Source organism: Sphingobacterium sp. UBA7253, from assembly GCF_002472745.1.
Taxonomy (GTDB): domain Bacteria; phylum Bacteroidota; class Bacteroidia; order Sphingobacteriales; family Sphingobacteriaceae; genus Sphingobacterium; species Sphingobacterium siyangense.
The window spans coordinates 25,035-37,334 of the sequence record NZ_DKSP01000033.1; the positions used below are offsets into that span (position 1 = coordinate 25,035).

The window sequence follows — 12,300 nt, forward strand, 5'->3', positions numbered from 1 at the left end:
ATCTAAAAATACAGAATAACTTTCGAAAAGAACAACAGTTAATTGTAATTTTGTTGCAAATGGATTTTGAAAACTGGAGTGATATAAAAAAGGAATTCGAACAATTCTTAAAGTTCGAAAGAGGCTTGAGCATTAATTCAATTGATGCTTACTTAAATGATGTATCCAAATTTCAGATCTACTGTGAAGACAATCATTTGGTTTTAAATACCGTAACGAGAAAGAATATACAGGAGTTTTTGGCTTGGTTGCAGGAATTTAATATTTCGCCCTTCACACAATCCAGGTTGATATCTGGCCTTAAGACATTCTTTAGCTTTTTGATGATCGAGCATGAATTCGTCAACAATCCGACCGATCTCCTTCAGGCGCCACGCTTGGCACGCAAGCTGCCCAGCGTTTTGAGCATACAGGAGATCGATCAATTAATCTCGGCAATCGATCTTTCTTCACCCGAAGGTGAACGTAATAAAACGATCATCGAAATCTTATACGGATGTGGTCTCCGTGTTTCCGAACTTGTCACCCTCAAAATATCAAACCTTTTTTTAGATGTAGAATTTATCAAAGTTGAGGGCAAGGGAAGCAAAGAACGCCTAATTCCAATTGGCCAACACGCCATTAAACACCTTCGCATCTACTTAGAAACGGTCAGACCTCATATCAAGATTAAGGCCGGAAATGAAGATATTGTATTCCTCAACAGAAGAGGCGCCGCATTATCGCGGGTTATGATCTTCTTGATCATTAAGGAACTTGCCTCAAAAATCGGGTTACAAAAAACCATCAGCCCACATACTTTTAGACATAGCTTTGCATCACACCTGGTGGAAGGCGGTGCCGACTTAAGAGCTGTACAAGATATGCTCGGTCATGAAAGTATTACCACGACCGAAATATATACACACATCGATAGGGACTACCTTCATTCCATTATTACGCAATATCACCCCAGATCTTAACTATATCGATTCCTCCTGCTTGGACATTCGAATAAGATGTGCCAAATTTTTCAACACACGATCGTGTTTCAAAACGAATGGATTGTTTTTATCCCACACGTATCCCGCTAATATTGCACAAATGCTACGTTTCACCTCCGGGTTTTCGGGTTGATGATAAAATAACTCCTGCAGATTGCCTGTATACCATTCCTGTATATATGTTGTAAAAACTGCAATCCCATCTTTCATATAGTCTTCAAATTCTGACTGCCAATCCACTGTTTCACCCTGGATCTGCCTTAAAGCTAACTTCGCCGCCAAAATACCAGATTCTGTAGCGAAACACACACCGGAAGAAAAAACAGGATCCAGGAATTCGGAACTATTGCCGGTCAAGGCATACCCTGGCCCATACATTTTACTCACCGCGGTAGAATAATTACTCAACTTACGGGGTTCAAAAACAAAAGGGACATCACCAAACCGCTTAACATAGTAATCGGACAGTTGAATAGCCCTATTTAGTGCTGTAGTGGTATCTTCGCCCAGGCTTTCGATGAACGAAGTTGGCCCCACAATTCCAACAGAAGTATTGCCATTGGAAAATGGAATTACCCACAACCAAACCTGCGTTTCCAATATATCAAAAGAAATCAGACTACCTTCTTGCCCTAGCGGTCGATTAACGTCATTGACATGGCTGAATATCGCCGAATGAGGGCTTAAACGTGAGGGTTGGTCCAAATTTAGCATGCGAGGCAAAACGCGACCATAACCCGAACAATCGATCAGAAAGTTTGCCTCTATTTTTGTTTCAACACCTTGGCTATCGCATACCGTAGTGATCGATTTTGCACCATCAAATTGTACGTCAGTTACTTCTGTACCGAAGGAAAGATCTACCCCTTTACGCATAAGCTCATTCGCCATTTCCTGATCAAAATCAGCTCTCGGTATCTGCCAGGTCCAATCCCAACCTTCGGAAAATTTATCTGAAAAATCGAAAATACAGACTTCCTTCCCGCGTATAAACCGCGCTCCAAATTTCTTTTCGAAACCTTGTGCATCCAACGCATCAAACAGCCCAGCTTCATCAAAATGATCCATCACGCGCGGTATTAGACTCTCTCCTACCACGATTCTCGGAAACTGGCTTTTTTCGACAACCTTTACCCTTGCCCCTTGTTTTTGTAAATACCCAGCAGCAACCGAACCGGAAGGTCCCGCCCCGATGATCAAAATGTCAACCTGTTCAACGTTCATTATACGCTTTGATTAAAAGAAAAAAATATTAATTTCGTGCCTGATTAATAATTGCCAAATCTATTCACAAAAAATAAAATAAAAAAAACAATTTCGAGAGTTTTTCAAAATTGCTATCCCATAAATCATGAGCTTACTCACCAACCATTTAGATTTAAAACAGTTTATCCAAATAACCTACGGAAACGAAAAATTGGATATCGATGACGATATTTGGGAAAAAGTAGATGCTAGCCACAATTTTCTTCAGAAATTTGCTGAAAACAAAGTAATTTATGGTGTCAATACCGGTTTTGGCCCCATGGCTCAATATCGGATTAAAGACGAAGACCGCACTAAACTTCAATACAATCTAATTCGCAGCCATGCCTCAGGAACAGGACGACTTCTTGATCCGCTTCAGGTAAAAAGCACGATTTTAGCACGCTTAAATACATTAACCCTCGGTTATTCAGGAGTCCATAAGTCCACCATTGCTTTGATGAAAGAATTGATCAACCGCAATATTTATCCCGTTATTTTTGCACACGGTGGTGTCGGTGCCAGTGGTGATCTCGTACAGCTCGCACATTTGGCCCTCGTATTAATTGGTGAGGGTGAGGTAATGTATAAAAACGAACGAATTCCAACTCAACAAGCTTTTGATGCTGAAGGTCTTGCCCCTATTCAGATTGTTCTACGTGAAGGCTTGGCACTGATCAATGGGACTTCGGTCATGACAGGGATTGGCATACTAAACTGGAACCATGCGCAAAAAGCCTTATCTTGGTCCATCAAAGCAGCCTGTGCAATCAACGAAATCGTTCAAGCTTATGACGATCATTTTTCGGAAGCGTTAAATCAAAGCAAAAAGCATCCTGGACAACAAGCTATTGCCAAAAAGATGCGCAGTCACCTTGCGAGCAGTAAGTTGATTCGAAAACGCGAAGACCACCTCTATACTAGTGAAAATCAAGAAGATATTTTCAAAGACAAAGTACAGGAATATTATTCCGTCCGTTGTGTTCCGCAAATATTGGGTCCGGTTTCGGATACCATTAACAATGTGGGTACCGTGCTTGAGCATGAACTAAATTCAGCCAACGACAATCCCATCGTTGATCTAAACGATCAACATGTGTACCATGGCGGCAATTTTCATGGCGACTATATTTCACTGGAAATGGATAAACTTAAATTGGTTATGACCAAGATGACAATGCTTGCGGAAAGACAATTGAATTATCTACTCAACAGCAAGATCAATGAGATTTTCCCGCCTTTCGTAAATTTAGGCACATTAGGACTAAATTTTGGCATGCAGGGTGTCCAATTTACGGCAACATCCACAACAGCGGAATCCCAAGCGCTAAGCACTTCGCTCTACATCCATAGCATTCCCAACAATAATGACAACCAAGATATTGTCAGCATGGGTACGAATGCAGCAATGTCATGCAGTCAGGTCATCGAAAATTCCTTTGAAGTGCTGGCGATAGAATTTATTACTTTAGCACAGGCAATTGACCATTTAGGTTGTCAGGAAAAATTAGCAAAAGAAACACTATCTTGGTATATGGACCTGCGTAATTTGTTTCCGGCCTTTGCCGAGGATCAAGTGATGTATCCGATTATTAAAAAAGTAAAAGAATACTTAATCAATAAAAATCATGATTAAAAGGCTCACATTCGGCGGATTATTTATACTATCATGCACCTTCGCATCTGCGCAACAATTGGCGCGGGTACAAGAAAAGGGACTTGTCGGATTTATCAATAAAGATGGATTATTTCAGATTACACCTCAATTCAAAAATGCTCAAGATCAATCCGAAGGAAAGATTGCTGTTTATGATGGCAGCAGGTGGGGATTTGTAGATAAAGATGCAAATTATATTATTCAACCTCAATACGTCAATGCCAAATCCTTCAGTCAGGGAATGGCGATGGTGAAATCTGCAAGCGGCTGGCTTTACATTGATTCTCTCGGGCAGGAACTGAAGTCGATCTCTAGCAAGCGGGTTTATGAATTCAATGATGGTGTTGCTTTTTATCGTGATGCGACCAATTTAGTAGGTCTCATCAACAACAAACAAGAGGTTGTGCTTCCACCAACTTATGATGTCATCCGTCCATTTAAGGATGGTTACGCTAAAGTCGCCAAAAATAAAAAATGGGGTGTCATTGACAATCAGGGAAAAGAGGTCGTCGCTCCAAATTATGATGATATCGGCGATTTTAATGTTGGATTGGTGTGGGCAAAAAAACAGAACAACTGGTTTCTCGTATCTGGTCAAAAAGAAGTTGCCCTCCCCGGTATTTCAAAAATTGAAAATATTGAAAACCCCGACTTTGTCCTTGTTCAGCAAGGAAATAAAATCGGTTTTATGGCATCGGATGGCAAATGGGTGATACCTGCAACTTATGATGATGCGCGAAATTTTCAGGAAGGTCTAGCGCCAGTGAAATTAAATGGGAAATGGGGATATATTGATACTACAGGTAAATTGGTCATCCCTACTGCCTATCAGGATGCCCTTTCATTTTCTCCGGAGGGCCTCGCTGCAGTTAAAGACAGTAAATGGGGATTCATCGATAAAAATGCCAAAGTTATCATCCCCTTTCAATATGAGATTACTGCGGCGCTAACGTTTAAGAAACAGGAGAAGGGATTTATCGATGGTTTAGCGCGAGTTAAACTCAATGGCAAATGGGGATTTATTGACACCAAAGGAAACCTTTTAGGAAACAAATGGTTTGATAATGCAGAATTATTTCAAAATTAATATACATATTGTAGGATGAAATGCGCTTTAGTTACAGGTGGATCAAGGGGAATTGGCAGGGCAATTTGTCTTAAACTGGCTCAAGAATTGGGCTATCATGTGTTGATCAACTTTCAGCAGAATGAAACTGCAGCATTAGAAACACTTGCTGCTATAGAAGCAAAGGGCGGTAGTGGTTCGCTTCTAAAATTCGACGTCGCAGATAAATCCGCAGTCGACAAGGCCTTATCTACCTGGGAATCGAGCCATCCCGAAGCTAAGCTTGAAGTTATCGTTAATAACGCCGGGATAGCCAAAGATGGCTTATTCATGTGGATGCCAGCAGAAGATTGGTCCTCGGTAATCAACACAACTGTCAATGGTTTCTATCATGTTACCCAATTTTTTATACAGAAACTGTTACGCCAGCGTTATGGTCGTATCATCAATATGATTTCCGTATCCGGTGTAAAAGGTACAGCTGGTCAAACCAACTATTCGGCGGCCAAAGCGGCTTTGCTAGGTGCAACTAAAGCGCTGGCTCAGGAGGTTGCCAAACGGAATATCACCGTCAATGCTGTGGCACCTGGATTTATTCACAGTGACATGACTGCCGATATGGATGAAAAGGAACTAAAAAAATTGATTCCGGCCAATAGATTTGGGGAACCTGAGGAAGTCGCAGACCTCGTCACCTTTTTAGCTTCTTCAAAAGCAGGCTATATTACGGGGGAAGTAATTAATATAAATGGAGGAATTTATTCGTAAATCTATGGAGCAAAGAGTAGTGATCACGGGGATGGGAATATATTCCTGCTTGGGGACATCATTGGAAGAAGTAAAAGATTCTCTGCAACAAGGGAAATCAGGGATTATCTTCGATGAAGAACGAAAAACTTTTGGATTTCGTTCCGCATTAACCGGTGCCGTTCCACAACCAAATTTAAAACATGAATTGAACCGCCGTCAGCGAATATCCATTGGCGAAGAAACAGAATATGCGTATTTGGCTACGATGGAAGCCTTAAAAAATGCAGCCATTGACGATGCTTTTCTCGATGAACATGAAATTGGGATTCTCTATGGAAATGATTCGGTCTCCAAAGCCATTATTGAAGCTGTTGATATTGTACGGGAGAAAAAGGATACCAGCCTGATAGGTTCTGGAGCGATTTTTAAATCAATGAACTCCACGGTAACCATGAATCTCTCCACGATATTCCGTTTAAAAGGCATTAACATGACGATATCCGCCGCCTGTGCCTCCGGATCCCATTCTCTAGGACTTGGATTCAACCTGATTAAAAGTGGCATGCAAGATATGATTATCTGTGGTGGGGCGCAAGAGATCAATAAATATGCCATGGCCAGTTTTGATGGTTTAGGTGTTTTTGGAGATGATACCCTGCCGGCTACAACAGTATCACGTCCCTTTGACAAAGATCGGTCCGGATTGGTACCTTCTGGCGGCGCCGCTACAATAATTATAGAAAGTTATGAATCCGCGGTACGTAGAGGAGCCCCTATCCTAGCGGAAATTGTAGGTTATGGATTTTCATCCAACGGAGGGCATATTTCTACACCGAATGTCGAAGGACCGGCCTTGGCCATGGAACGCGCAATTAAACAAGCTGGCGTTAAACCCTCCGATATTGCCTACATCAACGCACATGCCACATCCACCCCTGTAGGCGATGCCAATGAAGCACAGGCTATCTTGCAGGTATTCGGTGAAAGCCAACCTTTTGTCAGCTCCACAAAATCGATGACAGGCCATGAATGTTGGATGGCGGGCGCCAGTGAGATCATCTATTCCAACATCATGATGTTAAATGGTTTTATGGCTCCAAACATTAATTTTGAAAATCCGGACGAACATTCAGCCAAATTAAATATCGTTAAACAAACCGTATTTAAAGAATTTGACCTATATTTGTCCAATTCTTTTGGCTTTGGGGGAACTAACTCTGCATTAGTCATTAAAAAAATAAACGATTAACTTATAAAAATGATTTCTGAAAAGATTAACGAAATACTTGTTGATGAGTTTGAAGTGGATGTTGATTTAATCCAACCGAATCTAAATTTAAAAGATACATTAAATTTAGACAGTTTGGATTATGTCGATCTTGTCGTTATCATTGAGTCCAATTTTGGTGTCAAATTGGTTGAAGCCGATTTCACAAATATCCAAACCTTCCAAGACTTTTATGACCTCATCAAACGTAAGACAGCTCATAACTAAGTCAATGTTTACCAATGAGTCAGTGGAAAGGACAATCGAAGGGTAGTGTCTTAGGATATCGAATCTTTGTATTCTGTATTCAAAAGCTAGGAATCCGTACAGCTTATCTGCTGCTGGTATTTGTAGCTTTTTATTATTTCCTGACTTCTTGGAGTAGCAACCGGTCGATCTATTATTACCTAAGATATCGATTAAAATATTCACTTCCTTCAACGCTCATTGGATTTTACCGGAGTTACTTTACTTTCGGTCAAATCCTGATCGATAAAACAGCAATAGCTGCGGGTATGCGCAACAGATTTAGCTATGAATTTGACGGTATTGCGATTTTAAAATCTGCCTTGGAGAAAAAAAATGGTGGTATCCTGTTATCAGCACATATCGGTAACTTTGAAATCGCCTCTTATTTCCTGGAGGACATCAATATCGAGAATCAGATTAATCTGGTTATTTCGGACCGCGAACATCAAGCCATCAAATCATACTTGGCAAAAGTATCGCGTAAATCGACTGTAAAATTCATCGTTATCCAAGAAGACCTCTCCCACGTATTTGCCATCAATGAAGCACTTACAAACAATGAACTAATTGTCTTTACAGGTGATCGTTATCTAGAAGGCACCAAAACTCTTTCGGCAGATTTACTGGGCAAAAACACACAATTTCCAGCCGGCCCATTTTTAATCGCTTCCAGGCTCAAGGTTCCTGTTATTTTTGTCTATGTTATGAAAGAACCTAAGCTCCACTATCATCTCTATGCACGCGAAGTGGAAGTGAAACACCGTGACGCTCAGGGCTTACTGCAAACATATTGTCAGTCGCTAACCTATATGATCAAAAAATATCCAATGCAGTGGTTTAACTTCTACGATTTCTGGAAGGACTATTCCCAATAAACATCCACAGTTCTGTTTACAATATTTATCTGAAGGAACAAAAAAATAACACAGCAGAGGCGCTGTGCTAAAACCGATCAAAAGCAATTTTGCGCTACTTGAAACCTATGATTTTATCTTTTAATTAGTACCTTTGAAGGAACTTTTTTAGACAAATGACAGCTGCCCCATTTCCAATAGTCGATAACATATTTTTACAGAATTTATTACCTCATCGTGCTCCGATGGTTATGATTGACTGCCTCTACGATTTCACCGAAAAGACAGTGGCAGCAGGTTTAACTGTTCAAGAAGATAATATTTTTGTGGAAGATGGTATATTATTGGAAGCAGGTATTATTGAGCACATGGCGCAATCCATTGCTTTACATACTGGATACAGCTTTTATATCAAACAACAAACTGCACCTATAGGTTATCTCGGTACAATAAAAAGTATTTCAATAGATTCCTTCCCTCAGGTCGGAGAAAAATTGCTGACTAAAGCAACGATTCTACAAGAGTTTATGGGGGTTACACTCGTTTCCGTAGAAAGCTTTGTCGGAGATCGACAGATCGCTCAAGCTGAAATAAAAAGTGTAATAGCTTCTTCATGATTATGGCAAAAAATAAACGAACTGAACAAGTCAATCAGATTACTTGGACAAGCCCTTTACGTATACGTTTCAATGAAGTCGATTCGTTGGGGATAGTTTGGCATGGCCATTACATCAGTTATTTTGAAGATGGCCGAGAATCTTTCGGCATGGAACATGGACTGACCTATCTAGATATTCATGGCCATGGTTATACAACACCGATCGTGAAGAGTACCTGCGAACATAAACTCCCATTAAAATATGGTGACAATGCACGTATTGAAACATCCCTATTGGATACCAAAGCAGCAAAGATTATTTATCGTTACCGCATCCTAAATGACAACAATCAGGTTGTCTGCCTAGGTGAAACGATCCAGGTATTTTTAGATTCTTCAGGAAACTTACAATTGTATACTCCGGACTTTTTTCAGCAATGGAAAAATCGGCTTGATTTTGTCAGCAAATGAAAAAGGTATATTTAGGCCCATACAATTGTGTATCCCCCATAGGTAATAATCTGGCAGACACCTGGAATGCCCTTGTTAGCGGCAAATCAGGAATCAAGTTGACCGACTTTGCTGAATTGCATGGAGACGTTTACGCCGCTATTGTTGAAGAAGAACAATTGGATCAGCATTTAAACAAATTGCTGCAGGACACACAGCTCCCCTCCGATGCGGCATTCTCAAAACTAGAAAAGCTCATGATAGCCGCATTAGTACCTCTTGTCAAAGCAGTTGTTATTACACAAGAGACTGAATTAATCGTCTCAACAACCAAGGGCAATATCGCGCAATGCGCAGGCGGAGCAAACGATATTGTTGCTGCAAGCCTTCCCGTACTAGCTCAAAAAATAGCCGATTTTTTTGGTTTTAAACGGCCTCCGATAATCATTAGCAATGCCTGTGTATCGGGTCTGCAGGCCATCTCGACCGCTAAACGACTTATACAGATGGATTATTGTAAAGATGCCATTATCGTTGCTGGAGACCTGGTCAGTGAATTTGTCGTTTCAGGATTTAAGTCTTTTCAGGCCCTAAGTAACACGGTATGTAAACCCTATGACGAGTTTAGACAGGGCTTAAATCTCGGCGAAGCAGCGGCAGCAATTCATGTCACCGGCCAAAAATTAACAGATCAAGAATTCTTTATCGCCGGCGAAGCCTCAATCAACGACGCAAATCACATTTCAGGACCATCACGTACAGGCGAAGGACTGAGACTTAGCATCGCATCTGCATTGGCCGAAGCCAAATTAGAACCAAAATCTGTTGATTTTATTTGTGCACATGGAACAGCCACAATTTACAACGATGAAATGGAAGCTGTGGCCATACATCATTCCGGATTAGCCACTAAACCGATCAATAGCTTAAAAGGGTACTTCGGTCATACCTTGGGAACCGCAGGGCTCATCGAGAGTATTATTTCCTTGGAATGCTTACGAAATAATGTACTACTCCCCAGTTTAGGCTATCAAAAACAAGGTACTTCATTACCTCTAGCGGTTGTCACTGAACTATTGGAACAACCCCAACCACTTATTCGCTGCTTAAAAACAGCATCGGGATTTGCTGGCACAAATACAGCCGTATTATTTGAAAGGGAGTTACGATAAGCATGGAACAACACTATCAAATCAGCAGGCATTGCCGCATCGATACACAGGGCGTATATGTTAATGGTGAACAGATTTCAGCAGCAATATCCTCAGATTTTGCAACTTTTTCAAAAGCATTTTACTATTCACTAGAAACGACTTACCCGAAGTTTTTCAAGATGGATAACCTCAGCAAATTAGCTTGGCTAGGAGCTGAATTGCTATTGAAAGAGGAAAAAACAAAGAATATCGGCATTGTCTTGTCGAATAGGCACAGTAGCCTTGATACCGACTTAAAGCACCTTAATACGATCGCAGACAAGGAGCAGTACTATCCCAGTCCTGCTATATTTGTATATACCCTGCCCAATGTCTGTATGGGTGAAATTGCGATTAGGCATAACTTGCAAACGGAAAATATCTTTTTTGTTTCAGCGCAATTCGACAGTCAACTTGCAGTAAATTACTGCAATTACCTCTTAAATTCCAGCAGAGTGGAAAAGGTACTATGCGGTTGGGTCGATTATATGGAAGGAAACTATAAATTGGTTTTGTATCTTGTGGAAAAAACAGGCATTGTAGCACATAATTTAAATGTCGTAAGACAACTAACACAATAAAGAATGGAAGAGTTGAAATCGGAATTAAAAACGAAAATCATTGAAGCCTTAAACTTAGAAGAAGTCACTGTAGATGAAATTGAAGATCAGGCGCCATTATTTGGAGATGGTCTAGGACTAGACTCTATTGATGCCTTGGAGCTGACTGTTTTATTGGATAAGGATTATGGTATTAAAGTTACTGACCCAAAAATCGGAAAGACTATTTTTCAATCCATTGAAACATTGGCAACCTATATTTCAGAAAATAGAACGAAATAAAACATGAAAAATACTATTGCTGTTACTGGAATGGGCATGATTACCGCCATTGGAAATAATGTCGCGCAAAACTATCATTCTTTGCTCCAGAAACAGCATGGTATCAAACCGCTTCAACATATCTCGGGAAAACATCAACATCACACGCTTGTTGGTGAAGTATCGTTAACGAACGAAGCATTAATTGAAAAATTACGTACTGAGGTACCCGACTATTGTTCCCGAACCAGCCTACTTGCCGCAATTGCTGCAAAAGAAGCCATGTCTCAGGCTGGTATTACAGCAGCAGCTGATATGCCAATTGTTCTGGGAACTTCGGTTGCGGGAATGGATATTTTTGAACAACATTTCCCGCATTTACAACAGAACGACACACTCATACAACGCCGGGATGTTGGGGATTCAAGTGCCTTATTGGCCAAAATATTGGGCAGCAATGGTTATGTGACGGCTATTAGTACAGCATGTTCCTCGGCGGCTAATGCCATTGGCTTTGGGGCTCGACTTTTGCGCTCGGGACGCGCAGATCGCGTGTTAGTGGGCGGATCGGATGCCCTGTCAAAATTTACAATCAATGGCTTTGACAGTTTAATGCTCCTGTCCGACCAACTTAATCGCCCCTTTGACAGCAATAGAAAGGGGTTAAACTTAGGTGAAGGTGCAGGTTTTTTAGTGCTTGAATCTACAAGATCCTTAAAAAACACAAAGAAACCCATATTAGGTTACCTGAACGCGTTCAGCAACGCCAATGATGCTTTTCATCAAACCTCCACTTCGGATAGCGGTGAAGGTGCCTATCTCGCTATGCAAGAGGCTCTAAAAATGGCAGAGTTGATACCGAGCGAAATTGATTATATCAATGCACACGGAACGGCGACCGAAAATAATGATCGAACAGAAGCAACAGCGATACAGCGATTATTTAACGATGCGATACCGCCTTTTAGTTCAACCAAATCATATACTGGACATACATTGGGAGCTTCAGCCGGTATTGAGGCAATATATGCACTACTCGCCATTCAGCATCAACTGGCCTTTGCTAATTTAAGATTTGAAAATACCATGGAACAGCCTGCGTTGCCGCCGCTCGCTGAACACCAACGTATTGACATCCGGCATGTACTCAGCAATTCCTTTGGATTT

14 protein-coding genes are annotated in these 12,300 nt (G+C 41.0%); 13 read left to right on the forward strand and 1 reads right to left on the reverse strand.

The window, feature by feature from the left end:
* Window positions 1-59: 59 nt before the first annotated feature.
* The gene (xerD, locus tag B2X72_RS03230) at window positions 60-962 is read left to right on the forward strand and encodes a site-specific tyrosine recombinase XerD (RefSeq protein WP_145328523.1); all 903 of its coding nucleotides are present in this window, start codon (window positions 60-62) and stop codon (window positions 960-962) included.
* On the opposite strand, the gene B2X72_RS03235 is transcribed toward xerD, so the two are convergent.
* Window positions 963-2,207 (reverse strand): NAD(P)/FAD-dependent oxidoreductase, encoded by a 1,245-nt coding sequence (locus B2X72_RS03235; RefSeq protein WP_145328525.1) that lies wholly within the window; start codon window positions 2,205-2,207, stop codon window positions 963-965.
* 127 nt (window positions 2,208-2,334) lie between these two features.
* Here B2X72_RS03235 and B2X72_RS03240 point away from each other — a divergent pair, with 127 nt between their 5' ends.
* The 12 genes from B2X72_RS03240 to B2X72_RS03295 form a co-directional block, all read left to right on the forward strand.
* Window positions 2,335-3,864: an HAL/PAL/TAL family ammonia-lyase gene (locus B2X72_RS03240; RefSeq protein ID WP_286848253.1), complete on the forward strand. Its 1,530-nt coding sequence runs from the start codon at window positions 2,335-2,337 to the stop codon at window positions 3,862-3,864.
* Window positions 3,857-4,972, forward strand: a complete 1,116-nt coding sequence (locus tag B2X72_RS03245) for a WG repeat-containing protein (protein ID WP_286848254.1) — start codon at window positions 3,857-3,859, stop codon at window positions 4,970-4,972. Before B2X72_RS03240 ends, B2X72_RS03245 begins: the two co-directional genes overlap by 8 nt.
* A 15-nt stretch (window positions 4,973-4,987) precedes the next feature.
* Window positions 4,988-5,719 carry a 3-oxoacyl-ACP reductase FabG gene (gene fabG / locus B2X72_RS03250; protein ID WP_286733676.1) on the forward strand — a complete coding sequence of 244 codons (732 nt, stop codon included), beginning with the start codon at window positions 4,988-4,990 and terminating at the stop codon, window positions 5,717-5,719.
* 4 nt (window positions 5,720-5,723) lie between these two features.
* Complete coding sequence (locus B2X72_RS03255; RefSeq protein ID WP_075994721.1) at window positions 5,724-6,950, forward strand: beta-ketoacyl-[acyl-carrier-protein] synthase family protein; 1,227 nt, start codon at window positions 5,724-5,726, stop codon at window positions 6,948-6,950.
* 9 nt (window positions 6,951-6,959) lie between these two features.
* Window positions 6,960-7,196 (forward strand): acyl carrier protein, encoded by a 237-nt coding sequence (locus tag B2X72_RS03260; protein ID WP_075991971.1) that lies wholly within the window; start codon window positions 6,960-6,962, stop codon window positions 7,194-7,196.
* 14 nt (window positions 7,197-7,210) lie between these two features.
* Entirely contained in the window at window positions 7,211-8,092 is an 882-nt protein-coding gene (locus B2X72_RS03265) for a lipid A biosynthesis acyltransferase (protein WP_075991970.1), read from the forward strand.
* Window positions 8,093-8,322: 230 nt separating this feature from the next.
* Window positions 8,323-8,688, forward strand: a complete 366-nt coding sequence (locus B2X72_RS03270) for a hypothetical protein (RefSeq protein ID WP_286848255.1) — start codon at window positions 8,323-8,325, stop codon at window positions 8,686-8,688.
* A 2-nt stretch (window positions 8,689-8,690) separates the two neighbouring features.
* A complete protein-coding gene (locus B2X72_RS03275; protein WP_083663564.1) occupies window positions 8,691-9,140 on the forward strand; it encodes an acyl-CoA thioesterase in 450 nt (149 codons plus the stop codon).
* Window positions 9,137-10,291 carry a beta-ketoacyl synthase N-terminal-like domain-containing protein gene (locus B2X72_RS03280; protein ID WP_286848257.1) on the forward strand — a complete coding sequence of 385 codons (1,155 nt, stop codon included), beginning with the start codon at window positions 9,137-9,139 and terminating at the stop codon, window positions 10,289-10,291. The genes B2X72_RS03275 and B2X72_RS03280 overlap by 4 nt, the downstream gene beginning before the upstream one ends.
* Window positions 10,292-10,293: 2 nt before the next feature.
* Window positions 10,294-10,893 (forward strand): 3-oxoacyl-ACP synthase, encoded by a 600-nt coding sequence (locus B2X72_RS03285; protein WP_145328533.1) that lies wholly within the window; start codon window positions 10,294-10,296, stop codon window positions 10,891-10,893.
* A 3-nt stretch (window positions 10,894-10,896) separates the two neighbouring features.
* Complete coding sequence (locus tag B2X72_RS03290; protein ID WP_075991965.1) at window positions 10,897-11,154, forward strand: phosphopantetheine-binding protein; 258 nt, start codon at window positions 10,897-10,899, stop codon at window positions 11,152-11,154.
* A gap of 3 nt (window positions 11,155-11,157) precedes the next feature.
* A partial coding sequence (locus B2X72_RS03295) for a beta-ketoacyl-[acyl-carrier-protein] synthase family protein (protein ID WP_286848258.1) occupies window positions 11,158-12,300 on the forward strand: 1,143 nt, incomplete at its 3' end.

Coding starts and splice junctions, on each gene's coding strand:
- xerD (WP_145328523.1), top strand. CDS start 60: ATGGATTTTGAAAACTGGAGTGATATAAAAAAGGAATTCGAACAATTC.
- B2X72_RS03235 (WP_145328525.1), bottom strand. CDS start 2,207: ATGAACGTTGAACAGGTTGACATTTTGATCATCGGGGCGGGACCTTCC.
- B2X72_RS03240 (WP_286848253.1), top strand. CDS start 2,335: ATGAGCTTACTCACCAACCATTTAGATTTAAAACAGTTTATCCAAATA.
- B2X72_RS03245 (WP_286848254.1), top strand. CDS start 3,857: ATGATTAAAAGGCTCACATTCGGCGGATTATTTATACTATCATGCACC.
- fabG (WP_286733676.1), top strand. CDS start 4,988: ATGAAATGCGCTTTAGTTACAGGTGGATCAAGGGGAATTGGCAGGGCA.
- B2X72_RS03255 (WP_075994721.1), top strand. CDS start 5,724: ATGGAGCAAAGAGTAGTGATCACGGGGATGGGAATATATTCCTGCTTG.
- B2X72_RS03260 (WP_075991971.1), top strand. CDS start 6,960: ATGATTTCTGAAAAGATTAACGAAATACTTGTTGATGAGTTTGAAGTG.
- B2X72_RS03265 (WP_075991970.1), top strand. CDS start 7,211: ATGAGTCAGTGGAAAGGACAATCGAAGGGTAGTGTCTTAGGATATCGA.
- B2X72_RS03270 (WP_286848255.1), top strand. CDS start 8,323: ATGATTGACTGCCTCTACGATTTCACCGAAAAGACAGTGGCAGCAGGT.
- B2X72_RS03275 (WP_083663564.1), top strand. CDS start 8,691: ATGGCAAAAAATAAACGAACTGAACAAGTCAATCAGATTACTTGGACA.
- B2X72_RS03280 (WP_286848257.1), top strand. CDS start 9,137: ATGAAAAAGGTATATTTAGGCCCATACAATTGTGTATCCCCCATAGGT.
- B2X72_RS03285 (WP_145328533.1), top strand. CDS start 10,294: ATGGAACAACACTATCAAATCAGCAGGCATTGCCGCATCGATACACAG.
- B2X72_RS03290 (WP_075991965.1), top strand. CDS start 10,897: ATGGAAGAGTTGAAATCGGAATTAAAAACGAAAATCATTGAAGCCTTA.